We start from the raw sequence: 25,212 nt of genomic DNA, 5'->3' as shown, positions 1-25,212 counted from the left end.
GTAGGAGGCATCATGCAACGACGCACGTTCCTCAGAAGCACCGCGGTGGCCGCGATCGCCGCCGTCCCCCTCGGCACCACACTCACCACGAGCGCCTCGGCGGCCGACATACCCGTCGCCTCCCTGGCCGCGCTCCAGAGCGCCATCAACGGCGCGCAGCCCGGGGACCGCATAGTCGTCGCCAACGGCACCTACACCGTCCCGTCCGGGGGCGCCCTCACCATCTCCGGCAAACACGGCACCGACACCGCACCGATCACCATCGTCTCGCAGAGCCGCGGCGGCGCCGTACTGAAGGGCGAGCGCAGCTTCGTACTGAGCGACTCGACCAACATCGTCCTCAGCGGCTTCGCCTTCCGGCAGAGCACCACGCTGGAGCTCCCGGCCAGTTGCTCGTCGATCCGGCTGACCCGCAACGACTTCCAGCTCGCCGACACCACGGATCTCGACTGGGTCGTCGTGCGGTCGGACGACACGAAGATCGACCGGAACCATTTCCACGACAGGACTACCGCGGGCATCTTCCTCGTCGTCGACGGTCCTTCCGACAAGTCGAAAATGGCCCAGAAGGTGAACATCGTCCGGAACCATTTCTCGGACCACAGCTACGGCGGGGACAACGGCGGCGAGCCGATCCGCCTCGGCGTCAGCGAACGGGCTCTGGCCGGTGCCGACGGCACGGTCGAGTTCAACCTCTTCGAGCGCTGCAACGGCGACCCTGAAGCCATCTCCGTGAAGTCCTCGGACAACACCATCCAGTACAACACCATTCGCGACAGCCTCGGCGGCATCGTCCTTCGACACGGCAACCACTCGACGGTCAAGGGCAACTACGTGATCGGCGGCACCAATGGTGTGCGCCTCTACGGCAACGACCACACCATCGTCAACAACTACATCAGCGGGGTGTCCGATCGGGCCCTGGTGATCGGCAGCGGCAGCACGCGGGATCACAACGTGGACGAGACGGTCGAGGAGCGAAGGGGCAATGACGCCGTCGACCGCGCCCTGATCGCCCACAACTCCCTGATCGGCAACGCCAAAACGCTCGTGGGAGAGACCCGCACCTACGAGCCGCAGGACGTCGTCGTCGCCGACAACCTGCTGGTCGGCGACGCGGGCAGCCTCGTCGCGATGGGAGCCACCACACGCTTCACCTGGCAGAGCAACCTGCTGTGGGGCGCGGCGGCGAACGGCAACATCCCCGCCGGAGGCTTCACCCGGGCCGACCCGCTCCTCGCCCAGGGAGCGGACGGGATCAAGCGGCTGACAGCGGCCAGCCCGGCAATCGGCGCAGCGACCCTCGCCGGCACGCCCGTGACCGATGACATCGACGGGGACCCGCGCGGGAGCGTCCGGGACATCGGCGCCGACGAATACGCGACGGCGGCCGCACTGCGCCACCCGCTCACGTCGGCGGACGTGGGCCCGAACGCCCCCTGAGCGAACGCCGGCGCCTCCAGTGCCCCACGGCTGCCCGCCCGGCGGGCGGCCGTACCACCCGCCCCGCAGACCCGTCGGAGGAAAGCAGCACCATGACCGGGACGAACCAGCGCGACACGGCAAGGCCCGGCCCGCCGACCGCACCGGCCACGGGCCGGACCAGGCTCGGCCTCTGCTCCGTCACCTACCGGCGGCTGCCCGCCATCGAGGTCGCCCGGTACGCAGCCCATGCGGGCCTGGAGGTCATCGAGTGGGGCGCGGACGTACACGCCCCCGCACAGGAGCCCCGTACCGTCCGCACGGTCCGGGCCGTCTCCGACCGGTACGGATTGACGTGCTGCTCCTATGGCTCCTACTTCCGCGCCACCCCGGAGGAACTGGCCGGATTCCCGGCCGTCGCACGGGCCGCGACGCTGCTCGGGGCGGCACGGGTCCGGGTCTGGGCGGGCGGCACCGGATCACAGCACGTCCTGCCGGAAGAGCGTCACCAGACCGTGCGCTGTCTGCGCGAGGCGGCCCGGATCGCCGCGGACCACGGCCTCACACTCGCGACGGAGTTCCACGGCGGAACCCTCACCGACACCGTCGCCTCGACCGTCAGGCTGCTGGACGAGGTGGACGCGGACAACGTCCACACGTACTGGCAGCCCCCGCTCGACCTCCCCGACGAGGAAGCGCTGGCAGGACTCGTCCAGCTCGGCGCACGGGTCACCGCCGTCCACGCCTTCTCGTGGTGGCCGGGCAACACGCGACGTCCGCTGGCGGAACGCGAGGCTCTGTGGACGAGGGCCCTCGCCCTTCTGGACGGCCGGGGCATGGAGGCACTCCTGGAGTTCGTGCCCGGCGACGACCCCGCGGTCCTCACGCGCGAGGCGGCCTCCCTGAGGCATGCCGCAGGCCAAACCCTCTCCCCACAAACGTAGTTGACTGAGGGCGGACGTACCACGAGGAGCAGTCCACCATCTCCCTCCACCCCGACCCAGGACGGCATGCATGCACATCACGGACGACGACACCCTCCTGTTCATCGGCGACTCCATCACCGATGCGGGACGCGACCGCGCGAACGCCACCTCGCTCGGCACCGGCTACGTCTACGAGATCGCCCGGACCCTGCGCGACCGAGCGGCAGGCGGCTCCGGCCCCCGGATCGTCAACCGGGGGATCAACGGCCATCGCGTCTACGACCTCGAACCCCGCTGGACCGCCGACGTGATCGACCAGAACCCGACCGTCGTCACCGTGAAGATCGGCATCAACGACACCTGGCGGCGCTACGACCAGGGAGTGCTCAGTCCCGTCACGGAGTTCCGCACGTGCCTGGACCGCCTGCTGGCCGTCACCGCGCAGCGGCTCTCCGCACGGCTGGTCGTCATCACCCCGTTCCTCCTCCCGGTCGAGCAGGGGCAGGAAGCCTGGTTCGAGGATCTCGGGCCCCGCACCGACGCCGTGCTGCGGGCCGCCGCGGACAACGGCGCCCAGGTCGTCCGCGCCGATCTCCTCCTGCCTCGCGCTGCGCAGAACCGCCCGGCGGCGGAGCTGGCCCGGGACGGGGTCCACCCGACCCCTCTCGGGCACCGGCTGATCGCCGACGCCTGGCTCTCCACAGTCGACGCCGCGTCCCCTGACCCGGTGCGGCACATTCACTGAGCCCGCTGGTCACGGGTTCGCGGCATCCAGATGGCTGGTGTCGCCGAGGCTGACGATCTGGCGGTTGTGGAAGAAGTCGTCCTCGTGCAGCGTGGTGATGCTGCCGGACGAGGCCGGGAAACTGGCGTAACCGGCCGACTCGACCGGCATCTTGATCCAGGACGCCAGGACGAAGGTCAGCGAGCCGCCGTGGGTCACGACAACCTGGTCTTTGCAGGGGCTCCGCACGATCTCTTCCATGACCGCATAGATGCGCTGCGCCCACTGCGCCTTCGTCTCGGCGCCCTCCACGCCCTCGTCATGGTCCATCCGCTCCCCGACGGCCGGTGGCGGGACGAAGCGCCGGTCCAGCCACTCCTGCGGCCTCCCGCCGGCCTGGCCGTAGGACTTCTCCCGCAGCCGGTGGTCAAGGATCGGCTTCACGTCGAACTGGTCGGCCACCGCCTCGGCGGTTTGCCGGGTCCGGTGCAGGTCCGAGGAGAACAGCTCCACATGGGTGCCGTCCGGGATCCGATGCCGAAGCTCCTGGGCGATGGCGGCCGCCGCGCGAACGCCTGCGGGCGTCAGATGCGAATCGTGCCATCCCCCGACGACTCCCTCGACGTGGTGTGTGGTCTCTGGGTGGGTGACGACGTAGAGCGTGCGCACGAGGATCCGTCCTTCGGTAACTGGCATCCGGCTGATCGCGGCCCGCCACCATAGCCGGACGCGATCACGATTCCGCCTCCGGCAGATGTGGCCGCACCGGTCCGCGCCGGCACCGGTCCGGTCCGCACGGCGGGTCTCTTCAACTCCGGGCCGAGTGGCTCCGCCGTCCCGACCGGCTCCCTCGGCGTCGGCCGCGCTTGGGCCGGCGGCACGGACCGGGCTGTCCGCCACCGCGTGCTGGTCGCCCTGTCTCCCGGAGCCGTCGACTGACAGTCACACGCGGCGAGGTCAGCAGGCGGCCCCGGCCGCGCGGGCGAGCTTGCCCGCACGGCCGGGGCCGGCAGCGCGACGGAGTCGGGCGACGACGGGTGCCTGCCGATCTCGGCAAGCGACGTCAGGCGTCGATGCTGTAGAGGGCGAACTGCTCCCACGAACCCGAGACCTCGGCGGAGCGGGCACGCAGCACGTACTGGAGCGACCCGGTGTAGCTGTTCTCCATGGTGACGAAGAGGCCGTTCAGCGTGGACTGGAGCGCATAGCGGTCCAGGTCCGCGTTGTAGTACAGGGCGAACCGCTCCCAACTGCCCGCGCTCGTGGAGCGGGCGCGCAGGATGTTCTTCGCGCTGCCGGTGTAGTTCTTCTCCACGGCCACGTAGCGGTTGTTCGCGAGGGAGCGCAGCGCGTACGTCGCGGTGGCCTCGTCCCACTCGAAGGCGTAGCTCTCCCAGGAACCGCCGACCGCGGTGGAACGGGCGCGCTGTGCACCGGTGTTCGGGGCCGGGTAGCTCACCTCGGTGGCCACGAAGCGGTTGTTGCGGGCCGACTGCAGGGCCAGCCGCTCGGGCTCGGCAGCGGCGCGCGGGGCCCGCCGGCCGTCCGTCCCCGCCGTCACGCGCGCCAGGTCGGCTGCGTCCACCGCCTCCCAGCCGGCGGGGACGGCGGCCCGCTCGCCCACCGGGGCGGCGACCGCCGCGGGAACGGTCAGACCGGTGACCGCCACCAGCGCGCTCAGGGACAGCAGAACGGAAGTCGTACGTCTCACGAGAATTCCTCGGCTTTCATCACACGGACACCAGGGTGACGAGAGGAATTTCTCCGCACCCCCCAAGACCGCTTTCGGCGCCCCTCCCCGGACACGTCGGCAGCCACCACGCCCTCATGGCGAAGCTGGATCAGCATAGAGACGCCGTTGCGCGACAAGGATCGAATCAGTCGTCAATTGAAGAACTTCGAAGGGGAATTCTCGGCATTACCCATTCCGCGCATTCCCGTTAACTCGAGGGTCACCCCGCGTATGGGTTCCGGCTCCCGCGTCCGGCAGGGATGATGCTGGAGCGTGACCGGGAGGGTCGCGCAACGGCGGCCTTGTGTCTGGCCGCCTCGGCGCTCTTGCTGGGGCTGCCTCATGGGTGGCATGCGGCGACGACGTGGGTGCACATCGAGCACCGTTTCCTGTGGCTGGTCAGCCGGCTCGTTCCGGCATCGGTCGTCGCGTACGTCTTTGTGCGTCTGCGTCGTGACATCACAGCCGGTCCCCACCGTCGCGCCACGGAGCAGGAGAGAAAGGAGGCGTCGCGGTCGAAGCGCTACCGCGGTCAGCACCGCTGACCGGCGAGCCCTCCATGATGCCGGTCGCCGGCGCGAGAGGGTTCAGTCTCCGCTCTGGATGACGACCTCCACTGCCCGGTGCACCGCCGCTGTTCCGTCCGGGCCTGCGAGAGGCCGCTGACGAACGCGGCGCCCAGGACAGCTGCGAGACCTGCATCCATGCCGCCAGTCTGCCCTGATCCGTCGCGCCACGGTGGCCCCTCTGATCTCCCCCGGGTCGGTCTGCGATCCCGCGGACGCATGAGGTAGGAAGACATCCGTGACCGAACCGCCCCAGACCGCCACCCAGCACGCGTTCATCGCCCTCGCGCCGCCCGACGACGCGAAGAACGAGGTGGCGCACGCGCTGAGCCCGGCCTACGCCGCCCATCCCGATCTGCGCTGGAACCGCATCGAGGACTGGCACATCACCCTGGCCTTCCTGGGCGAGCTGCCGGTGCGCACGGTGCAGCGGCTTCGGGCACCCCTCGCCGGTCTGGCGGCTGCCCGTCCGTCCCTCGCACTGGGACTGGCCGGCGGCGGGCACTTCGACGAACGCGTGCTGTGGACCGGCGTCGAAGGCGATCTCGACGGGCTGCACGAGCTGGCCGAAGCGGTACGAGCCCGGGTCAGGGACTGCGGTGTCGACTTCGTGGAACGTCCGCTGCGGCCGCACCTCACGCTGGCCCGCGCCCGCCGCTACGACACCGCGTCCGTGACGGCGGCCGCCGCATGCCTAGACGGTTTCGCCGGACGCCCTTGGCGGACCGAACGCCTCCATCTGGTCGGCAGCACCGTCAGGGGCCACTCAGGCCCGCGGCGCTACCAGGACGTCGACGCATGGCCCCTGGCCGCCATGAGAGGTGCGTGCGGTGACCCGGCTCCTTGACCGGCGATGTGCGCGCAGACGCGGCGTACCCCGGGACGAGCGCCGTCCGGGGTACGCCGCTCTCACCGGCTCGTGGGGCCTTCGAGGGCCTGCAGTGTCCCGCCGGGCAGCCGGTCGTCGCCCCAGCTGCGTTCGATGTAGCCGATGATCCCGGCGATGTCCTCGGCGGGCACCCGCTCCGGTTCGCCGTGCTCGAGCGGGTCGGCGTGGAAGATGTACAGCCGCGAGGCGAACTGGTCGAACGGCAGTGAGGCCTCGCCGAACCGCTCGCCGTTGCCCGCCGTGGAGACGACGACGCCGTCGCCCCAGTCCTGGCCGCTGTCGTTGTTCGGGTTGAAGAAGTAGACCCGCATGACGTCCTGCGGGTCCGGCGCGACCCGCAGGATCGTGATCGCGTGCCAGCCGACGTAGCGGGCGGCGCTGTCGGTGACGGCGACGCCGGCCGGCTGCGGATGGATCAGCGGCTGCTCACCGTTGTACGTCGGGTGGTAACTGGCGTGGAACTGCCGCAGGAACTCGTCGAGGTCGATCAGGTTGCCGGTCGCGACGTCGACGTTGATGTGGAACTCCCGGGCCGTCCACCAGCCGTGGAACTCGGGGTTCACCCACCGGTGCGGGTCCCCCGGCCGCGCGGCGCAGCGCCGACCCATCTCGGCGTAGATCCGGTCCAGGTGGGGCACCGCGAGCAGCGACACGGGGTCCAGGTCCATCGGCAGCGTGCTCGCGACTCCGGTCGCGCTGTCCTTCGAGGAGATCGGCTGGCCCTCGAAGTGCATGAGGACCTCGTCGTCGCGGGCCGCCCAGACCACCATTTGCAGCAGGTAGTCCGGGTCGTTGTAGGACCACATCGACAGCGCGCGGGCCGACTGGCAGGTGGGATTGTCGCCCTGGCCGACGCCGAGGGGCTGGCCCAGCATCGAGAGCACCCCCGCGAGGAGCCGTGCCCGCGGCCCCGGTTCCTCGCCGAACACCGTCGTCAACCGTTCCCGCGCGACCGGGGAGAGTTCGAGCGACAGCTGGCGCCACAGCGCGGGCACCACCGGCGGCTCGTAGAGGATGCCGCGGTCGAGCAGCAGCGCAAGCCCGTAGACGCTCTGCGCGGTCTGCGGGTGCACGGCCACCTCGATCAGCCGGTGCACCAGTTCGCTGTAGCGCAGCAGGCAGTTGCGGCCGGTGTCGGAGAGACCGAGCGCCTCGCCGAGGAGGTAGTCGCTCTCCCGCAGGAGGAACCGGAGCAGTTCCGCGTGGTACTGCGACACCAGGCCGGTGTCGTGCATCGCCCGCGCGAATCCCGTGGCCTCGTACTGCAGGCCGCCGGTGTCCATCGCCTCGAGCCGGGAGCGGAAGACGGCGAGGCCCGGGTCGTCCCGGCATGCCTCGGTGGTCCCGAACAGGCTCGTGATGAGCCGGTCGACGCCCTGCCCCGACGTCACGCCGAGGGCGATGTCCGGGTCGTTGCGGTAGACCGCGATCCGGGTGATCAGGGCCTGCACCGCCTCGACCTGGATCGGGCGCTGGCGCAGGATCCGCCAGATCTCGTCGACCAGCTTGTCCAGGACGCTGTCGTAGCCGATCTCGTCGGCGACGTGGCGGAACAGGTCCCGGACGAGCTGCGCGGTCCGGCCCTGCTGGGTTCGCTCCGCCTCGGTGGGCGGGTTGAACAGCAGCTCCAGGTTCATCGCCAGTACCTGGGACAGGAACAGCCGGGCGTCCTCGGCGGGCAGCGTCGGGTGAACGAAGTCGCCGCGGGCGACGGCGAGCATCCGGAGCTCACTGGTCGCCTCCAGGACCACGGTGTCCGCCACCCCGCTCTGCAAGGTGCCGCTGACCAGCGCCGGGACGAGGATCTCCGGCGAGGCCCAGTCCGTCCCCAGGAAGAGCCCGGCTTCCTCGAGGGCCTGCGCCCTGGCCTGGACCGCCGCGGCGCCGCCCGGCTGCATGAGTACGCGTCGCAGTGCTTCCAGGACCCGCCGCAACTTCGTGTGCTTGCCGAACTCGCGGGTTTCGGCCATGGCCTGGACGGCTTCGTCGAGTGAGGTCACGCGCTTGTCCAGCGTCGTGGCCTCACCGCTGACGTCGACGGTCGGTTTCAAAGGGGGTTCCTCGGGTTGGTCTCCCACGTCCACGGAATCGTCAGACGTAGAAGTCGAGCTCTTCCTGCTTCTTCAACAGGTCGCGCATCCGGTAGGGGTCCTCACCGAAGAAGTAGACCAGACCCCAGTGAGTACCGAACGCGGTCCTCTTGGTGACGGTCTCCTCGAGCGGTGTCGAGAGGTCGTGCGACTCGTAGTAGTCGTCGTCCTCGGTCTCCTCCGGGATCTCCAGTTGGCTGACGACGCGGCGGCGCGGGTAGACGCCGAAGCAGCCGGCGACCCCGGACGCGTCGACGACCTCGCGCGGGAAGAAGGCGTCGATCTCCTCCTCGGTCGTCTTCGGGTCGAAGGCCAGCACGAGCCCCTGGTAGGCGTTGAACCCGTAGGCCCGTTCCAGCAGTTCGAACACCTTGAAGCCCGGCGGCCGGTAGGCGACCTCGCCGAAGTACATCTCGCCGTCGCTGGTGACGAAGTACTCCGGGTGCACGAAGCCGAACTCGATGTCGAACGTCTTGATGAGCTTCTCGATCTGCGCCGTGATCTGCGGGCGGTACCGCTCCAGTTCCGGAGTGGCCGGCACGAAGACCGAATATCCCAGCGTGACGTACTCGGAGATGTTGAGGAACTTGATCTTCCCGTTGTGCACCCACGCCTCGACCGCGAACTCCCAGCCGTCGAGGTGGGATTCCATGAGGACCGGGAACTCCTCGTCCGGGATCGTGTCGACCTCGTCCGGGGTACGGATGACGCGGTGCCCGAGGCATCCCGCCTTGTCGAACGCCTTGACGTGGATGGGGTCGTTCGGGTCGCCGTCCAGCTTGAGCAGGGTCTGGTTGACGCGCTTGAGGAAGCGGGTCACGTCCTCCCGGTCGTGGGCTTCCTCGAAGATGCCGACGCGGATGCCGCCGAGCTGCGCCCGGCGCTTCATCAGCGCCTTGTCCCGCAGCAGCATGGCCTGTCCGTACAGACGCGGGTTGTCCAGCAGAACGGAGTTGATCGCCCCCGCCCACTCGACCGTCTCCTCGTACAGCGGGATCGCGACGTCGACACCCATGCTCTGCAGTGTCTCGGCGATCTCCATGGAGCGGTCGTTGAGCCGTTCGAAATCCCACAGCACGTAGGGGATGTCGTGTTCTACGCAGTACTTCTCGGCCCATTCCGGGGCCACGACGACGTATCGCCGGTCGAATCGGTCTAGGGCTTCCACCGCATTGAGACTCCAGCCAAGAAGCGCTACATAGCCTTTGTCCGGATTCTTTGTGGCCGGTTCGCCCTGTGTCATAGGCTGCTTCTCCTTCGGCGCGTGCGCCCATTCGACGGCGTGGCTGGCACGACCGTGCCCGGCGAACTGCCGCGCAAGCTGCTCCTTCCCGCGCGCAAGCACCTCATTCGCCCCGCGGGCATCTCAGTCCCGCCGGGCTTCGCGTCAGGGTGTGACCATGTTGAAGTGCGGGTCGAACTCGTCGGTCACGGCGGCAAGTTGCGCCAGCACCCCGATGTCGCCCTCGGCCCGCACCTGGCCGGCCTCGACGGCATGCGCCGCCTGAGCGGGCTTGAGGAGGGTCCCGGCGAGCGCCGGTTTGGCGCCGGTGAGGGTGAGGTGGGCGCCGTCGGCGTGGCCGGGGCGGGCGTTGAGAACGCCGCCGCGGACCCACATGGTCCAGGGTTGGTCGTTGCCGGTGCCGGTGAAGGTCCAGTTGACGCGGATGTCCAGGCCCGCCCTGTCGGCGGCCCGTCCGTCGAGGTGGACGGCCGCGAAGTCGAAGAGCAGGTCGACGGGCATGGCGAGGATGGTGTCGAGGCTGTCGGTGTTGAGCTGCCCCTCGGTGGCCACGCCGTTGCGCAGTTCCTTGGCCGCGCACAGGAAGATGCCCCGGTACTGCGGGACTTCCTGCTGGTAGCCCAGCTGTTCGTAGGCGTCGGCCTGGAGCTCCTTGGCCTCGGTGTCGTCGGGGTCGGCGAAGACGAGGTGGTGCAGGATCTGGACGGCCCAGCGGTAGTCGCCGGACTCGATCGCGTCGCGGCCCTCCTGGAGGATCTTGTCGCGGCCGATCAGGGCGACGTGGCGCTGGGCGTGGTCGACGGGGAGCAGCGGCAGGATCGTGGCCGGGTCGCCGTCCCAGAAGCCGAGTTCCTTGTGGAAGACGGCGCGGATGTTGTGGTGCAGTCCGCCGTGGTAGTAGCGGCTGTACCACTTCTTGCCGAGTTCCTCGGGCAGGTCGACGGTCTCGGCGGCCTCCAGCGGGGTGAGGCCCTGGTTGGCCAGGCGCAGCGCCTGATCGTGCATGAACTTGTAGAGGTCGCGCTGATCCTCCAGGAACTTCACGACGTTCTCGTTGCCCCAGACCGGCCAGGTGTGGGGGCCGTAGTGCACTTCGACCTCCTCGCCCCATCGCACGAGGGTCTCGTCCAGGTAGCGGGCGAAGTTGCGGGCGTCGCGGGTGCGGGCGCCGCGGATGGTCTGGATGTTGTGCATCGTGTGGTTGGCGTTCTCCGCGCAGGTGAGCGCCTTGATCTCGGGGATCCAGATGTGCATCTCCTCGGGCGCCTCGGTGTCCGGCGCGTAGAGGAACTCGAACGTCCAGCCGCCCAGGGTGCGCGTCTCGCCCGTCTTCGTGACCGGGTCGGTGGGGGCGATGTAGCTGAAGTGGGTGTACATACCGGTGTCGCCGGAGCCGAGGCCGGCACTGACCAGTCCGCAGTCGCAGCGCGGCAGGAGCACGCCGAAGGTGTAGCCCATGCGCCGGGACATGGCGTTGCCCGTGATGACGTTCTCGCCGATGGCGTACTTGTTGAACGACTCGACGGTGCCCGGCGCGACGATCGGGATCTTCCCGGAGGCCACGTCCGCCTCGTCGACGATGCCCTTGACGCCGCCGTAGTGGTCGAAGTGGGTGTGCGTGTAGATGACCGCGACGACCGGCTTCGTGTTGCCGGTCTCCCGGCGGAACAGCTCCATGGAGGCTTCGGCCAGGTCCACGTTGTCCCCGGTGTCGATGATCACCAGGCCGTCGGGAGCGTCGACGATGGTGACCGTCATGGTGACGCGTACCTGGTACAGGCCGTCCACGACCTTGAACAGCCCTTGGCGCTGGAGCACCTGCGACTGTCGCCACAGGCTCGGGTTGACGGTGTCCGGGCAGGGTGTCTCATCGGTGATGTACGCGGTCAGTGAGCCGTCGCGGACGAGATGGCCGTCCTTCGTGTACATCTTCTCCGGGAGGCCGGCGAGGAAGCCGCGGGCCGCGTCCGTGAAGTCGGCCCGGTCCTCCATCGCGTAGCGGGACACAACTGCCCGGTTGGCGTCGGTGGTGATCGGTGTGGCGTGCTTCGGCTCGGTCATGTCGCGCTCCGGACAGTACGAGGGGGCGGCGGAAGAGACGTGGTTCAGGGCGTGATCATGTTGAAGTCGGGGTCGAACTCGTCGAGGAGTCCGGCCAGCGTCTCCAGTGCCGTCCCGTCGCCTTCGAGCTCGATCTTTCCCGCCTGGGCCAGTCGCGGTGCGCTGCCGGGCTTCATGAGGGTGGCGACGAGGGCGCTCTTGGGGCCGGTGACCGTGAGCCGGGTGTCGGGAGACGCGCCTCGGCGGGCGTTGAGGACGCCCCGCCCGATCCACATCGTCCACGTCTCGCCGCTGTCGTCGCGCCCGTCCCTGAAGCGGAAGTCGATGCGCAGATCGGCGTTCGCGGCCTTGTCGCCGATGACGTGCACCGCGGCGAAGTCGAAGAGGATGTCGATCGGCATCGCGAGGATGGAGTCGGGGCTGGCCGTCACGAACGCCGCCGGGACGACGCCGCCGCGCAGTTCCTTCGCCGCGGTGAGGAAGATGCCCCGCCACTGCGGGCCCTCGGCCTGGTAGCCCATCTGTTCGTAGGCGTCGGCCTGGAGGTTCTTCGCCTCGGTGTGGTCCGGGTCGGCGAAGACGAGCGTGTGCAGGATCTGCACGGCCCAGCGGTAGTCGTCCGCCGCGATGGCGCGCCTGCCCTCGGCGAGGATCTTGTCGGCGCCGATGAGGTCCACGAAGCGGCGGGCGGTGTCGACGGGGGTGTGCGGGTGCAGGGACACCGGGTCGCCGTCCCACATGCCGAGTTCCTTGTGGAAGACGGCGCGGACGTCGTGGTGGAGCGTGCCGTGGTAGCCGCGGCTGGACCAGGCGCGGCTCAACTCCTCCGGCAGTTCGATGACTTCGGCCGCCTCGAGCGGGGTGTACCCCTTGTTGGCGAGGCGCAGCGCCTGGTCGTGGATGTACTTGTACGTGTCGCGCTGCGACTCCAGGAACGACGTCACGTCCGCGTTGCCGAAGACCGGCCAGGTGTGCGGCCCGTAGTGGATCTCGGCCTCGTCGCCCCAGCGCTCCAGCGTCTCGTCCAGGTAGCGCGCGAAGTTGCGGGCGTCGCGGGTGCGGGCGCCGCGCAGGGTCTGGATGTTGTGGAGTGAATGGTTGGCGTTCTCGGCGCAGGTGAGGGCCTTGAGCTCGGGGATCCAGATGTGCATCTCCTCGGGCGCCTCGGTGTCCGGCGCGTAGAGGAACTCGAACTCCAGGCCCGCCAGTTCCCGCTTCTCGCCGGTCGCGGTGACCGGATCGGTGGGCGAGATGTACGAGACGGTGGCGCCGCCCAGGGTCCGGATGCCGATGCCGCTGGTGACGCAGCCGCAGGCGTTGAGGTCGAGGAGGCTGCCGAACGCGTATCCAGCCCTGCGGGCCATCGCGTTGCCGGTGATGACGTTCTCGCCGATGGCGTGCGAGTCGAAGGACGCGATGGTGCCCGGGGCGATGATCGGCACCTTCCCCGAGGCGACGTCCTCGGCGCTGACCACGCCCTTGACCCCGCCGTAGTGGTCGATGTGCGTGTGCGTGTAGATCACCGCGGACACGGGCTTGTCCGTGACGTGTTCACGGATCATCCGCATGGACAGCTCCGCCGCCTCGACGGACGCGGAGCAGTCGACGACCACGAGGCCGCTCTCGCCCTCGACGACGGTCAGGTTCGCGATGTCGGCGTTGCGGACCTGGTAGATCCCTTCGTGGATCTGGTACAGGCCGCCCTTCTTCATCAGCTGCGACTGTCGCCACAGGCTCGGTTCGACCGTGTCGGGCGCGGGCGCGTCGTCGGCTATGTACGCGAACCACTCCGGGTCGAAGAGCACGCGCTTGCCGTCGGCCGCGTAGATCTTGTCCGGGAAGGGGGCGATGAACCCGCGGTCGTTGTCCGCGAAGTCCTGTCTGTCGTCCATGTCGTACCGCGCCACAGCCTCTCGGTTCGCAGCGGCGGTCGCCGGGGTCGCGGGCTTGGGCGCAGCGGTCATGAGAGCACCTGTCCTTTTTCAGCCAGTACGCCCTAATAGCCTGCCGGGGTTACGGCGTCCCGCAACCCGAGGACGTGTCTCGGCCGGCGATCCACGTCTCGGCCTCGGCCAGGGCCCGCTCCAGCGGGGCCAGGAGGGCGCCCTCGGCGGGGACGACGCCGCCGGGGCCGAGGTCGTGGTCCAGGCCGGTTGCCGTCAGGAGACGGACGAGGCCGGGTTCGACGCCCGCGAGGATCAGGCGGCCGCCGTGGGCGTCGAGGTCGCGGACGTAGCGGCGCAGCACTGTGACCACCGTGGAGGACGGCACGTCGGGGACGCCGCGCATGACGAGGATCAGGACGGCGCCGCGGGCGTCGTCGGAGCGCGGAAGCATCGCCTCGATGCGGCTCATCTCGGCGAAGAAGCTGACGCCGTCGTAGTGGAGGACGGTGATCTCGCCGGGAGTCAGCTTCGCGGGCGGCTCGCCGGTGAGCCAGTCGCTGCCGTCGCGGGTGAGGGCGACGAGGCGGGCGCGGCGGGCGGCCTGGGCGCAGTACAGGAGGAGGGAGAGGACCGCGCCGAGGACGATGGCCTGCTGGAGGGGGAGCTGGGTGGTGGCGAGGAAGGTCAGGAGCATCGCGCCGGCCGACATCCACGAGGTGCGCAGGACGAGGACGATGTCGTGGCGTTTTCCCCAGATGAGTTCGCCGCCGACGACCAGGATCAGGCCGCCGATCACCGGCATCGGGATGTGTTCGGCGAGCGAGCCGCAGACCAGGACGATGACGGCGAGCAGGATGCCGGAGAAGATGCCCGCCCAGCGGGTGCGGGCTCCGGCCGAGACGGCGACGCCGGTGCGGGAGAGCGATCCGCCGGAGGGCAGTGACTGGAAGAGGCCGCCCGCGACATTGGCCAGTCCCTGGGCGGCGAAGTCGCCGTTGACGGAGGAGCGGGAGCCGTCGGGGTTGGGGACGGAGGGGCCGATGCCCGCCGCCTGTGCGAGGCCGACCAGGGCGACCGCGACGGCGCCGCCGAGCAGCTGCGGGACGGCGGACAGATCGGGTGCGGTGAAGCCGGGCAGGGCGCCGGGGATGCCGGCGATGTCGCGGACCAGCTCCACATCCGTGCCCAGCGCCGCCACGGCGACGCTCGCCACGACCATCGCGATCAGCAGGGCGACCGTTTCCAGGCGGCGCACGAGACGCGACAGCGCCCAGACGGCGATGGTCGCGACGGCCACCAGGGTGGCGGCGAGCTGCCACTGTCCGATGTGCACGAGCCAATCGCCCAGCTGATGAAGGCGGTTGTGGCCCTGAGGTCGGTAGCCGGTGGCGTCCTTGAGGACGCCGGTGATGATCTGCAGGGCGATGCCGGTGGAGAAGCCGGTCATCACGGCGTTGGAGACGAAGCTCATCACCACGCCCAGGCGCAGGACCGCCATCAGGAGCATGACGACGCCCGCCATGACCGTGAGGGTGGCGATGTTGCCCGCGTTCTTCGGGTCGAGTCCGGCGTCGGACAGAACGCTCTGGGAGGTCAGCGCGATGGCACTGGTCAGCGTCGTGACCATCAGGACCGTGCGGGAGGTGAGCGAGCCGACGATCGCCGGGACCACGCCCGCGTACAGGCCGGCCACCGGGTTGAAGCCGGCGATCGACGCGTAGGCCATGCCCTCGGGGATGGAGAACAGGCCGGTGACGAAGCCGGAGCCGGCGTCGGACGGTGTCGGTCTCCCGAGGTGGGGAAGGTGACGGCGCAGTTTCGACCGCCGGTCGTCGTCGTGTGCCGGCTCGCTGGTCACGCCCACCGCCTTCCCCGGATGATCCGAACCTGGTCGCGTCGGCCGGCTCCTGTCGTGGTCAGGGTGTGACGATCGCGAAGTTCGGGTCGGGTTCGTCGAGCAGGCCCAGGAGCAGGGCGACGACGGAGGCGTCGCCCTGCTGACCGATCCCGTCGAGGCCGTGCCCGGCGAGCATGCCGAGCAGCTGCGCCTTGGTGAGGGTCAGGGTCAGGTCGGCGGTGGTGTCCCTGGGGTTCTGGTAGTGGATGAGCGTGCCGTTGGAGAGTTCCATGCGGTACGTCTCACCGAGGTCGATCACGTTCCACAGGATGCTCAGCCGCAGGTCCCAGGCCCGCGGCCCGTTGACGCGGATGGCGAGCGAGTCGAAGAGCTGGGTGACGGAGAGCGCGGACGCCATGCTCGCGGCGAGGGCGATCGGCGTCTTCGGAACGCCCTCGCGCAGTTCGTGGGCGCCTTCGAGGAAGAAGTTGCGCCAGGTCGAGCACTCGGCGCCGTACCCGAGCCGGGTGAGGACGTCGGCGAGCAGTTCCCGGGCGCCCGTGTGGTCCGGTGCGCCGAAGACGACGTGCGAGGCGAGTTCGGCGGCGAACCGCAGGTCGCCCTCGTCGGCGAAGGCGCGTGCGGCCTCGACAGCCCGGTCGGCGCCGCCGAGTGCCCGTACGTACCGTTCGCCCTGGGCCTGCGGCGGGTGCTGCCACAGGTGGGCGGGGTTGCCGTCGAACCAGCCCATGTAGCGCTGGTAGATGGCCTTCACACCGTGCGACACGGAACCGTAGTAGCCGCGCGTGTGCCAGGACTTCTCCAGCTCGGGCGGGAGCTGGATGTCCTCGGCGATCTCGATGCCGGTCAGGCCGCTGTTCATCATGCGCAGCGTCTGGTCGTGCAGGTAGCCGTACATGTCGCGCTGCCGGGTCAGGAAGCGGACGATGCGGTCGGTGCCCCAGGTCGGCCAGTGGTGGGAGGCGTAGACGACCTCGGCCTCGTGCCCGTGCAGCTCGATGGCCTCGTTCAGGTAGCGCGACCACATGCGGGCGTCGCGGACCTGCGCGCCGCGCAGGGTGAGCAGGTTGTGGAGGGTGTGGCAGGCGTTCTCCGCCATGCACAGGGCGCGCCGCTGCGGCAGGTAGAAGTTCATCTCCGCGGGGGCCTCGGTGCCCGGCGTCATCTGGAAGACGAACCGGACGCCGTCCAGGACTTCCTCCTGGCCCGTTCCGGTGATGGTCACGTTCGGCGGGATCAGGCCCACCGATCCGGACGAAGTCGCCATGCCGAGACCCATGTTGACCTGCCCGGTGGGTCCGACGGGCGCGCCGAACGCGGAGAAGTACATGCCGCGGCGGATCATCGCCGTGCCCGCGTAGACGTTCTCGGAGGCGGCGTGCTCCATGAAGTGCTCCGGCGCGACGACGGGTACGTCGTCGTCGGGGCCGATCACCCCCATCACACCGCCGAAGTGGTCGAAGTGCGGATGGGTGTAGACGACGGCCGTGACCGGCCTCTCGCCCCGGTGCGTGCGATAGAGGCCGAGCGCCGCCGCGGCCACCTCGGCGGAGACCAGCGGGTCCACGACGATCACGCCGCGCTCGCCCTCGATCAGCGACATGTTGGACAGGTCCAGGCCGCGGACCTGGTACACGCCTTCCGTCACCTCGTACAGGCCCTGGCGCGCGCACAGGGCGGCCTGCCGCCACAGGCTCGGATCGACCGTGTCCGGGGGTTCCGCCTGCTCCATGAGATACGCGTAGGCGTCACTGTTCCAGACGGTGGCTCCGTCCGCGTTCTTCACGACACCGGGTTCCAGTGCGGCGACGAACCCCCGGTCGGCGTCCTGGGCGTCGGTGCCGTCGTCCACGGGAAGGTCGGTCGTGGTCATGAGGTCCTCCTGCGTCCGGTGCCGCGACTCAGCCTTGTGCGGGACCGTGCGGGGGGCCATCGGGATGGGCCGTACGAGTGAACTGTCCGGTCAGGTCCAACTCGGCGACGGTCCGTTCTGCGGCGCGTAAGGGACCGGCCGGCCGGTGAGGGCGTCGAGGAGAACGCGGTCCGCGAGCGGCCGGCGAAGTTCCACCTTCATGTTCTTCTCGATCATCTCGGCGGAGCAGGCCCCGCTCTTCGGCCCCGCGACGGAGGCGTACAGCACCACGTCGTCGTCCGTCTCCAGCACCTTGACCACCGGGCCGTCGTCGCAGGCCCCGTGCGTCGCCCGTACCGCCACGGAACGGCCTTCCACCGCCGGCCCGCCCAGCCGAACACCCCTGAGGCCTCCGGCCGTCCCTTGACCGACCTGCCCGATCGGCGATTCGGGCAGCTTCGAGGCGGCAACGGCGACGCGCTTCAGTGGAGCGTCGTACCCCCGCAGCGTGAAGAGCCAGGCCGGGACGATCGCCGTGCCCCGGCTCGTCTCGATCGTCGTGGTGCCGAGCCTCGCTCCGGTCACGGTCAGCAGGGGGCCGTCGCTGTGGTTGAGCGCGAACGACCGATAGGCCTCCTTCGAGCGGGTCAGCGGACGGTTGAGGGACTTTCCGTCCCCCCAGTCCACCTTTCCCTGCTCAGGGCCGTCGGCCGGCAGAGCGCCGCGCAGAACGAAGTTCCTCGTTTCGTAGGCCTGCTCGTCCCCCTTGCTGTGCCAGCCGGATTTCGGCGCCTGGACGACGTCGGCCATCGGGTGGTAGCCCTGCCGCCAGGTATCCGCGGGGGTGGATCCCCGCCAGGCGTCCGCCACTTGGCGAGCGCGGGCCTCCTGTTCTCGCGCCGACTGCGGCGACGAGCGATGCGAGCGACCTTCGTCGCCGCTCTGGCCGCCGCAGCCGGCAAGGAGACAGAGACTCAGAGGGAAGGCCAGCGACAGACTGGCGACAAGTCGCTTCGTATCGGTAGGCATGGGGCCCTCCTGGCGGTCGACAACGGATTCTCCCGCTGAAGGCGTGAGCGAAAGCGGGTAGCACCCCGGTACTGATCCGGGCACACACCTTCGACGCCGGTCGGATCGTTCCGGTTCATGAACGATGCGCCGGCTCGCGCCGCCGTCGGCCTGGAAGGAGGAGCGCGGCGACCTTAGAAGACCGCCAACTTCTCGTAGGACAGGACGCGGTAGAGCGGCGTGTACCAACTGGAGCGATCGGCCTGGCTGTCCGAATCTCCACACGGTTTGTCGGCGTAGTTGGCGCCCGACTGAATACCGAGAGCCGTCTCGGCGCTGAAGAGCGCGCCTCCACTGTCACCGTGAATGGCACAGTTGCTGGCCTCGATCATGTGGCGGAGGGTGGTGCCGTCGTCGTACGTGACGGTGGCGTCCGTCTGGAGCACCATGCCCACGAGGTCCTGGCTCATGGTGCCGACACGCTTGACCTTCTCCCCTCGAAGGCCGAGGCCGAGCGGGTGATCTGCCCTGTCGAACCGTCCCTGTACTGAATGGTCCCGTACGGCGTGACGTTGCTGTTGGTGTACTCCACCACTCCGTAGTCGGACTGATCGGTGTTGTTCCCGTAGTACCACTCCGTGGCGCGGCCGAGCGGAATGTCTCCGCTCCTCCGGTGCCACGTGACGGCGCCGCTGTTCATGCAGTGTCCGGCGGTCAGCATGTACTTCTTGCCGCTGGAGTTCTGCACATTGAACCCGGCGCTGCAGGTGACGATCCAGTTCGAACCGCCGGACGAGTACTCCGACGTGATGCCCAGCCCGCCGCGCATGTCGTAGGCGGTCCGCTCTATCTTCCCGGAGTGCTCGGATATGCGGACGGTGTCTCCGTACTCGGCGGCGGCCTGCTCGATCCGGTCCCGATCGGTCGGGGAAACCCCCTCGTAGATCTGGACCTCCACCTGATTGCTGCTCTGGTCGATGCTCCAGGCCGTGTTGGGAATTCCCGGCATGCTGTCCAGTTTCGACTTGGCGGCGTCGAGTTCGGCTGTGCTGTGCGGCACGACCTCTGCCACAGCACCCGCGCTTCGCACCCTCTCCGCCGCGGCCCGGTCGGTGACCGCGACAACGAGCCGCTCGTCCCGATAGTAGACACCGGCCGTACGCGCACTTCCCAACTGCCGTGAGATCTCCGCCGCCTTGAGCGGGTCGGCGAGCGGTGCGGGATCTCATTGCCGCTTCGCTTCAGGTGAGGCTGATGATCGAAGATGGGTAATCAGCGAATTGGACGTGAATAGTCCGCTTGGATAGGGATATTGGCGCGATCGGGCAAAGTGTGGCCGGAAAGAGCGCCTGCCCGTCAGGCGCGCTCCGCGCCCTCCCTCGCCGGCGGTCGCGAGAGGACGACCAGCCCCCGTGACTCGACCGTGAGCGGCGTGCCGGCCTTGTGTTCCTTCTCGTCGGGGTCGCCGGACGGCTCCGCGGTGTCGACGAGGGTCGTCCAGGTCGCTCCGTACGCCGCGTCGGGCAGCCGGAACTCCACGGGTTCCCAGTAGCAGTTGAACAGCATCAGGAAGGAGTCGTCGACGACCGGGTTCCCGAGCGGATCGGGTTCGGTGATCGCGTCCCCGTTCAGGAACACGGCGAGTGCGTGGGCGTCGGACCACCGCCAGTCCTTGGGCGTCATCTCGGCGCCGTCGGGGCGCAGCCAGACCAGGTCCGGCAGTCCTCGCCCGTCGGGCCGGGCGCACTCGCCCCAGAAGAAGCGGCGGCGGCGCAGGACGGGGTGGGCGGTGCGCAGGGCCCCGAGTCGTCGCGCGAAGTCGAGGAGGGAGGTTTCCTCGTCGCACAACTCCCAGTCGACCCATGTCAGTTCGTTGTCCTGGCAGTAGGCGTTGTTGTTGCCGGCCTGGGTGCGGCCGAGTTCGTCGCCGTGGCTGAGCATCGGGATGCCCTGCGAGAGCATGAGCGTCGCCAGGAAGTTGCGCTGTTGCCGGGCCCGCAGCGCTCGTACGTCCGGGGCGTCGGTGGGTCCTTCCGTGCCGCAGTTCCAGGACCGGTTGTGGCTCTCGCCGTCGCGGTTGCCCTCGCCGTTTGCCTCGTTGTGCTTGGTGTCGTAGCTGACCAGGTCGCGCAGGGTGAACCCGTCGTGCGCGGTGATGAAGTTGACGCTCGCGCGCGGTCTGCGCCGGTCGCGCTGGTAGAGGTCGGCGGAGCCGGTGAGGCGGGAGGCGAACTCGGGCAGCGAGCGCTCGCGTGCGCACCAGAAGTCGCGCACGCTGTCGCGGTACTTGCCGTTCCACTCGGACCACAGCGGAGGGAAGTTGCCGACCTGGTAGCCGCCGTCGCCCACGTCCCAGGGCTCGGCGATCAGCTTCACGCGGCTGATGACGGGGTCCTGCTGGATGAGGTCGAAGAAGGCGGAGAGCCGGTCCACCTCGTGGAACTGCCGTGCCAGGGTGGCCGCGAGGTCGAAGCGGAACCCGTCGACATGGCATTCGGTGACCCAGTAGCGAAGCGAGTCCATGATCAGCTGCAGGACGTTCGGGTGGCGCATCAGCAGGCTGTTGCCGGTGCCCGTGGTGTCGTAGTAGCGGCTGAAGTCGTCGTCGGCCAGCCGGTAGTACGCGGCGTTGTCGATGCCCCGGAAGGAGAGGGTGGGCCCGTTCTCGTTGCCTTCGGCCGTGTGGTTGTAGACGACGTCGAGGATCACTTCGAGTCCGGCCGAGTGCAGGGCCTTGACCATGTTCTTGAACTCGTCGACCTGCTGGCCGAGCGTGCCGGTGGCGGCGTAGGCGTGGTGGGGCGCGAAGAAGCCGATCGTGTTGTAGCCCCAGTAGTTGGACAGGCCCTGGTCCAGAAGGAACCCGTCCTGGACGAACTGGTGGATCGGCATCAGTTCGACCGCGGTCACCTTCAGGGAGGTGAGGTGGTCCAGGATCGCCTCGCTCCCGAGGCCGGCGTAGGTGCCGCGCGACTCCTCGGGCACTCCCGGATGGGTGCGGGTCAGGCCGCGCACATGTGCTTCGTAGACGACGGAGTCGGTGTAGGCGTGCCGCGGGGGCTCGTCCGTCCCCCAGTCGAAGGCCGGATCGACGACGACTCCGCACAGCCCCAGGGCGAAACCGGCGTCGCGCCGGGCCTGTTCGTGGACCGCGCGGGCGTAGGGATCGAGGAGGAAGGCGGAGGCGTCACAGCGGTCTCCGGAAGCCGGCTGCCAGGGGCCGTGCACGCGGTAGCCGTAGCGCTGCCCGGGGCCGATGTCCGGCAGGTAGCCGTGCCACACGAAGCCGTCGACGTCGGGGAGCGTCACCGTCCGCTCGCACCCGTCGGCGTCCACCAGGATCAGGTCGACCTGCTCCGCCACGGAACTGAACAGGGCGAAGTTCGTCCCCTGACCGTCGTAGGCCGCCCCCAGCGGGTAGGGGCGGCCCGGACGCGCGGATGCCGTCACGCGGCCGCCTCGACGGGGCGCTCCACCGCGACACCGGCCGTCGGCAGCTCGGCCCGCGGCACCTGCCGGGTGGCGTCCGTCGACGGGACGGGACGCTTGGGGGCCAGCGGCTCGCGGACGCCGTTCCGGCTGCGCAGCGAGAACCAGCTGATGTGCCGGGCGTGCGCGGTGCAGCTGCCCCAGCCGTCGCTCAGCGCGGCGATGCGGCTCAGCAACTCCATGACGGCGTCGGCGTGTCGGGCCCGGACCGCGTCCTGGTGCGAGACGGCGGTGATCAGGTGCTGTCCGGTCCACCACGTCTCGACGGTCATCACCGCCTGGCCGTCCGCGGCTTCCATCAGCAGTCCGAGGCCCCGGGTCGCGGGCGTCGCCAGTTTCTCCAGCCCCCAGTACCGAAGGTGCGCGCCGACGATGCGCTGCACCTGCCCGACGCGTTCCGGCTCGGCGTCCACCTCGACGCGGTAGTAGCGGGGCACTGTCCGGTTCATGATGTCTGCTCCTCACAGCGGAGCTCGCGCCCGTCGTCACGACGGGATCGTGCGCACAGAGCGTGAGCACTGCTTCTTCGAGAGTCGGCATTCAGCCTCACCCCGCTACTCCATCCGTGCAACACGAGAGTGATCGGCCGGTGACACTCGGCTCAACAGGACGGATGGCGATTCGACCCGCACGATGGTGGAGGAGCTGCCGGGGTGTGACCGGCCGTTTCCGCTCCGCACACGGCGTACGGGCTCTCCGGGCCCGACGGTGCGGAGCCCAGGAGGTCGACGGGCGCCATGGACGCATCACGTGCCGACGTGGACATCGGGCCGATTCTGCGGCGCTATCGCCGATGGGAACGACGTTTCCTCGCCGCCCCTACCGACGCCCGGGTCCGCGCAGGGTTCGAGTCGGCGGTCGCGGCCCTGTGTGCCGTGACCGGTGAACGGTGCGGCCGGGAGGCCGCGGCGACGGCGGAACGTCTGCTGCGCGCGCCGGTACGGCACGAACGGACCGCGGTGACGACTTTCGTGTGACCCCGAACGGTACGCACGGCGCAAGAGGTGAGACCGATGGCAGCGGTGCAGCAGCAGGTGCCCGTCTCGATCGAGCGGGTAGGGCCCCACGTCGAGGAGGGCCTGGCCACGGCGAAGGCCGTGGCCGGCGAGGCGTTCCCGGTCACGGCCACGGTGTTCGTCGAAGGCTCCGCGATCGTGCGGGCGCGGGCGGTGCTCCGCGCTCCCGACGGCCGTGCCGTCCAGCGCCGTCCGATGAGCGAGGTACGACCGGGCGAGGACCGGTGGAGCGCCGAGGTCGCTCCGACCGCGCCCGGCCTGTGGAGCTTCGGCGTCGAGGCCTGGTGCGATCCGGTGGCCACGTGGCAGCGGGACGCCGCGCTGAAGGTGGCGGCCGGTACCGATGTCGACCTCACGCTGGAGGAAGGCGCTCTTCTCCTGGAGCGGGTCCGTGCCGGGATGTCCGGCGTCGCCCCGGCCGAGGCGACCCTGCGCGCCGCCCTGGACGTGCTGTGCGACGGCGGCCGGGACGCCGCCGACCGGCTGTCGGCGACCGTGGCGCCGGAGGTCCGCGCCGTCCTGGAGTCGCACCCCTTGCGCGAGCGCCTCACCGAGAGCGCGCCGCTGCCGCTGCTCGTGGAGCGGGAGCGGGCGTTGTACGGGTCCTGGTACGAGTTCTTCCCGCGCTCCGAGGGTGCGGTGCTGGAGACGGGGAAGCCGCCGGTGAGCGGGACGTTCGCGACGGCGGCGAGACGGCTTCCGGCGATCGCGGCGATGGGTTTCGACGTGGTGTACCTCCCGCCGATCCACCCGATCGGGACCACGTTCCGCAAAGGCCCCGACAATGCGCTCTCGGCGGGCCCGCACGATGTGGGGGTGCCGTGGGCGATCGGCTCGCCGGAGGGCGGGCACGACGCGGTGCATCCGGATCTGGGGACCCTGGCGGACTTCGACGCGTTCGTGGCGCGTGCGCGCGAGGTGGGTCTGGAGATCGCCCTCGACCTCGCGTTGCAGTGCTCCCCCGACCATCCCTGGGTCGACAAGCATCCGGAGTGGTTCCGGCAGCGGCCCGACGGATCGATCGCGTACGCGGAGAACCCGCCGAAGAAGTACCAGGACATCTATCCGATCGCCTTCGACCGGGATCTGCCGGGACTGGTGGCGGAGACCGCGCGGATCCTGCGGCACTGGATGGCGCACGGGGTGCGGATCTTCCGGGTGGACAATCCGCACACCAAGCCGGTGGTGTTCTGGGAGCGGGTCGTCGCGGACATCAACCGCACCGATCCCGACGTCGTCTTCCTGGCGGAGGCGTTCACCCGTCCGGCGATGATGCGAGCCCTGGCCGCGGCAGGTTTCCAGCAGTCGTACACGTACTTCACCTGGCGCAACACCAAAGGCGAACTCACCGATTACGTGACGGAGTTGGCCCGGGAGACAGCGGCGGTGATGCGCCCGAACTTCTTCGTGAACACGCCGGACATCCTGCCCGAGTTCCTCCAGCACGGCGGCCGTCCGGCCTTCGAACTGCGCGCGGTGCTCGCCGCCACACTGTCGCCCGCCTGGGGTGTCTACAGCGGATACGAGCTGTGCGAGAACACCCCTCTGCGCGCCGGCAGCGAGGAGTATCTGCACTCCGAGAAGTACGAACTACGGCCGCGAGACTGGGAGTCGGCGGCGCGCGAAGGGCGGACGATCGCTCCGCTGATCACCGCGCTCAACGACATCCGGCGCCGCAGCCCGGCACTGCGCCAGCTGCGCGACGTGCACTTCCACCACGCCGACCAGGACGCGGTCCTCGTGTACTCGAAACGCAGCGGGACGAACACGGTCCTGGTCGTCGTGAACCTCGACCCGCACCACACCCAGGAAGCGACGGTGACGCTCGACCGCGCGCAACTGAACGTGGCCGGGGACGCCCCGTTCCGCGTACACGACGAGCTGACCGGGGCGACCTACACCTGGGGCGCCAGCAACTACGTCCGCCTGGTGCCGGGCGAGTCACCCGCACACGTCTTCACCGTCGGCTGACCGGCCGGCCCGCTCTGCCAGACCCCCGCGAGGACGCGGCAACGGAGGGAGATCACCATGACGACCCATGAACCGATGCTGAACCCGCCCACTCCCGCCGAACGGCGGGATCCCGACTGGTTCAAACGTGCCGTCTTCTACGAAGCGCTGGTCCGCTCGTTCTACGACAGCAACGGCGACGGCGTCGGAGACCTCAAGGGCATCACGGCGAAGCTGGACTATCTCCAGTGGCTCGGCATCGACGCGATCTGGCTGCCTCCGTTCTTCAAGTCGCCCTTGCAGGACGGTGGTTACGACGTCGCCAATCACATCGCCGCGCTTCCGGAGTTCGGCGAGCTGACGGACTTCGTGGAGCTCGTGGACGCCGCCCACCAGCGCGGTATACGCGTGATCATCGACTTCGTCATGAATCACACGAGCGATCAGCACGAGTGGTTCCAGCAGTCCCGCTCGGACCCCGAGGGCCCCTACGGCGACTA

General features: G+C 69.4%; 20 protein-coding genes. 7 read left to right on the top strand and 13 right to left on the bottom strand.

What is annotated here, in order from left to right; genetic code table 11:
- Positions 1–12: 12 nt before the first annotated feature.
- The 3 genes from ABZ930_RS30485 to ABZ930_RS30475 all read left to right on the top strand — a co-directional run bounded on the left by ABZ930_RS30485 (position 13) and on the right by ABZ930_RS30475 (position 3,093).
- Positions 13–1,443, top strand: coding sequence for a polysaccharide lyase 6 family protein (locus tag ABZ930_RS30485; protein WP_361554755.1), 1,431 nt, complete (start codon positions 13–15; stop codon positions 1,441–1,443).
- Positions 1,444–1,535: 92 nt separating this feature from the next.
- Positions 1,536–2,366: a TIM barrel protein gene (locus ABZ930_RS30480; protein WP_361554752.1), complete on the top strand. Its 831-nt coding sequence runs from the start codon at positions 1,536–1,538 to the stop codon at positions 2,364–2,366.
- Between the two features lie 70 nt (positions 2,367–2,436).
- Complete coding sequence (locus ABZ930_RS30475) at positions 2,437–3,093, top strand: SGNH/GDSL hydrolase family protein (RefSeq protein ID WP_361554749.1); 657 nt, start codon at positions 2,437–2,439, stop codon at positions 3,091–3,093.
- A gap of 9 nt (positions 3,094–3,102) precedes the next feature.
- Here the strand turns inward: ABZ930_RS30475 and ABZ930_RS30470 are convergent, their stop codons facing one another.
- Complete coding sequence (locus ABZ930_RS30470) at positions 3,103–3,741, bottom strand: histidine phosphatase family protein (protein ID WP_361554746.1); 639 nt, start codon at positions 3,739–3,741, stop codon at positions 3,103–3,105.
- A gap of 394 nt (positions 3,742–4,135) precedes the next feature.
- Positions 4,136–4,783 carry a hypothetical protein gene (locus ABZ930_RS30465; protein ID WP_361554743.1) on the bottom strand — a complete coding sequence of 216 codons (648 nt, stop codon included), beginning with the start codon at positions 4,781–4,783 and terminating at the stop codon, positions 4,136–4,138.
- 825 nt (positions 4,784–5,608) lie between these two features.
- On the opposite strand from ABZ930_RS30465, the gene thpR reads away from it, so the two are divergent.
- Positions 5,609–6,217, top strand: coding sequence for an RNA 2',3'-cyclic phosphodiesterase (thpR, locus tag ABZ930_RS30460; RefSeq protein ID WP_361554740.1), 609 nt, complete (start codon positions 5,609–5,611; stop codon positions 6,215–6,217).
- A gap of 62 nt (positions 6,218–6,279) precedes the next feature.
- Here the strand turns inward: thpR and ABZ930_RS30455 are convergent, their stop codons facing one another.
- The 11 genes from ABZ930_RS30455 to ABZ930_RS30405 form a co-directional block, all read right to left on the bottom strand.
- On the bottom strand, positions 6,280–8,310 hold the full coding sequence (locus tag ABZ930_RS30455) for a hypothetical protein (protein WP_361554737.1): 2,031 nt from the start codon (positions 8,308–8,310) through the stop codon (positions 6,280–6,282).
- A 40-nt stretch (positions 8,311–8,350) separates the two neighbouring features.
- Positions 8,351–9,517 (bottom strand): carboxylate--amine ligase, encoded by a 1,167-nt coding sequence (locus ABZ930_RS30450; protein WP_361554734.1) that lies wholly within the window; start codon positions 9,515–9,517, stop codon positions 8,351–8,353.
- A 219-nt stretch (positions 9,518–9,736) separates the two neighbouring features.
- Complete coding sequence (locus tag ABZ930_RS30445; protein WP_361554731.1) at positions 9,737–11,653, bottom strand: alkyl sulfatase dimerization domain-containing protein; 1,917 nt, start codon at positions 11,651–11,653, stop codon at positions 9,737–9,739.
- Positions 11,654–11,697: 44 nt separating this feature from the next.
- Complete coding sequence (locus ABZ930_RS30440; protein ID WP_361554728.1) at positions 11,698–13,617, bottom strand: alkyl sulfatase dimerization domain-containing protein; 1,920 nt, start codon at positions 13,615–13,617, stop codon at positions 11,698–11,700.
- Positions 13,618–13,666: 49 nt separating this feature from the next.
- Positions 13,667–15,397 (bottom strand): SulP family inorganic anion transporter, encoded by a 1,731-nt coding sequence (locus ABZ930_RS30435; RefSeq protein ID WP_361554725.1) that lies wholly within the window; start codon positions 15,395–15,397, stop codon positions 13,667–13,669.
- Between the two features lie 58 nt (positions 15,398–15,455).
- Positions 15,456–17,270 carry an alkyl sulfatase dimerization domain-containing protein gene (locus ABZ930_RS30430; protein ID WP_361554722.1) on the bottom strand — a complete coding sequence of 605 codons (1,815 nt, stop codon included), beginning with the start codon at positions 17,268–17,270 and terminating at the stop codon, positions 15,456–15,458.
- A gap of 90 nt (positions 17,271–17,360) precedes the next feature.
- Positions 17,361–18,278, bottom strand: coding sequence for a hypothetical protein (locus tag ABZ930_RS30425; RefSeq protein ID WP_361554719.1), 918 nt, complete (start codon positions 18,276–18,278; stop codon positions 17,361–17,363).
- Positions 18,279–18,451: 173 nt separating this feature from the next.
- The gene (locus ABZ930_RS30420; protein WP_361554717.1) at positions 18,452–18,727 is read right to left on the bottom strand and encodes a hypothetical protein; all 276 of its coding nucleotides are present in this window, start codon (positions 18,725–18,727) and stop codon (positions 18,452–18,454) included.
- The gene (locus ABZ930_RS30415) at positions 18,724–19,317 is read right to left on the bottom strand and encodes a S1 family peptidase (RefSeq protein WP_361554714.1); all 594 of its coding nucleotides are present in this window, start codon (positions 19,315–19,317) and stop codon (positions 18,724–18,726) included. The genes ABZ930_RS30420 and ABZ930_RS30415 overlap by 4 nt, the downstream gene beginning before the upstream one ends.
- A 296-nt stretch (positions 19,318–19,613) precedes the next feature.
- A complete protein-coding gene (glgX, locus tag ABZ930_RS30410; protein ID WP_361554711.1) occupies positions 19,614–21,707 on the bottom strand; it encodes a glycogen debranching protein GlgX in 2,094 nt (697 codons plus the stop codon).
- Entirely contained in the window at positions 21,704–22,195 is a 492-nt protein-coding gene (locus ABZ930_RS30405; protein WP_361554708.1) for a pep a2, read from the bottom strand. Before ABZ930_RS30405 ends, glgX begins: the two co-directional genes overlap by 4 nt.
- 288 nt (positions 22,196–22,483) lie before the next feature.
- Here ABZ930_RS30405 and ABZ930_RS30400 point away from each other — a divergent pair, with 288 nt between their 5' ends.
- The 3 genes from ABZ930_RS30400 to ABZ930_RS30390 form a co-directional block, all read left to right on the top strand.
- Positions 22,484–22,723, top strand: coding sequence for a DUF5133 domain-containing protein (locus tag ABZ930_RS30400; RefSeq protein WP_361554705.1), 240 nt, complete (start codon positions 22,484–22,486; stop codon positions 22,721–22,723).
- 36 nt (positions 22,724–22,759) lie between these two features.
- Positions 22,760–24,733: a maltotransferase domain-containing protein gene (locus ABZ930_RS30395; RefSeq protein WP_361554702.1), complete on the top strand. Its 1,974-nt coding sequence runs from the start codon at positions 22,760–22,762 to the stop codon at positions 24,731–24,733.
- 57 nt (positions 24,734–24,790) lie between these two features.
- Positions 24,791–25,212: alpha-amylase family glycosyl hydrolase (locus ABZ930_RS30390; protein ID WP_361554699.1), on the top strand; the 422-nt coding region annotated here is incomplete at its 3' end.

Origin of the sequence: Streptomyces sp. NPDC046716, from assembly GCF_040645755.1 — a bacterium.
Lineage (GTDB): Bacteria > Actinomycetota > Actinomycetes > Streptomycetales > Streptomycetaceae > Streptomyces.
The sequence above is the reverse complement of the archived record's forward strand: the minus strand, read 5'-3'. Positions and strand labels throughout refer to the sequence as shown.

Bases quoted from the DNA above. Each gene is read 5' to 3' on its own strand.
- ABZ930_RS30480 (WP_361554752.1), top strand. From the start codon at position 1,536: ATGACCGGGACGAACCAGCGCGACACGGCAAGGCCCGGCCCGCCGACC.
- ABZ930_RS30395 (WP_361554702.1), top strand. From the start codon at position 22,760: ATGGCAGCGGTGCAGCAGCAGGTGCCCGTCTCGATCGAGCGGGTAGGG.
- ABZ930_RS30405 (WP_361554708.1), bottom strand. From the start codon at position 22,195: ATGAACCGGACAGTGCCCCGCTACTACCGCGTCGAGGTGGACGCCGAG.
- ABZ930_RS30485 (WP_361554755.1), top strand. From the start codon at position 13: ATGCAACGACGCACGTTCCTCAGAAGCACCGCGGTGGCCGCGATCGCC.
- ABZ930_RS30420 (WP_361554717.1), bottom strand. From the start codon at position 18,727: ATGAGCCAGGACCTCGTGGGCATGGTGCTCCAGACGGACGCCACCGTC.
- ABZ930_RS30440 (WP_361554728.1), bottom strand. From the start codon at position 13,617: ATGACCGCTGCGCCCAAGCCCGCGACCCCGGCGACCGCCGCTGCGAAC.
- ABZ930_RS30475 (WP_361554749.1), top strand. From the start codon at position 2,437: ATGCACATCACGGACGACGACACCCTCCTGTTCATCGGCGACTCCATC.
- ABZ930_RS30400 (WP_361554705.1), top strand. From the start codon at position 22,484: ATGGACGCATCACGTGCCGACGTGGACATCGGGCCGATTCTGCGGCGC.
- ABZ930_RS30425 (WP_361554719.1), bottom strand. From the start codon at position 18,278: ATGCCTACCGATACGAAGCGACTTGTCGCCAGTCTGTCGCTGGCCTTC.
- ABZ930_RS30445 (WP_361554731.1), bottom strand. From the start codon at position 11,653: ATGACCGAGCCGAAGCACGCCACACCGATCACCACCGACGCCAACCGG.
- ABZ930_RS30430 (WP_361554722.1), bottom strand. From the start codon at position 17,270: ATGACCACGACCGACCTTCCCGTGGACGACGGCACCGACGCCCAGGAC.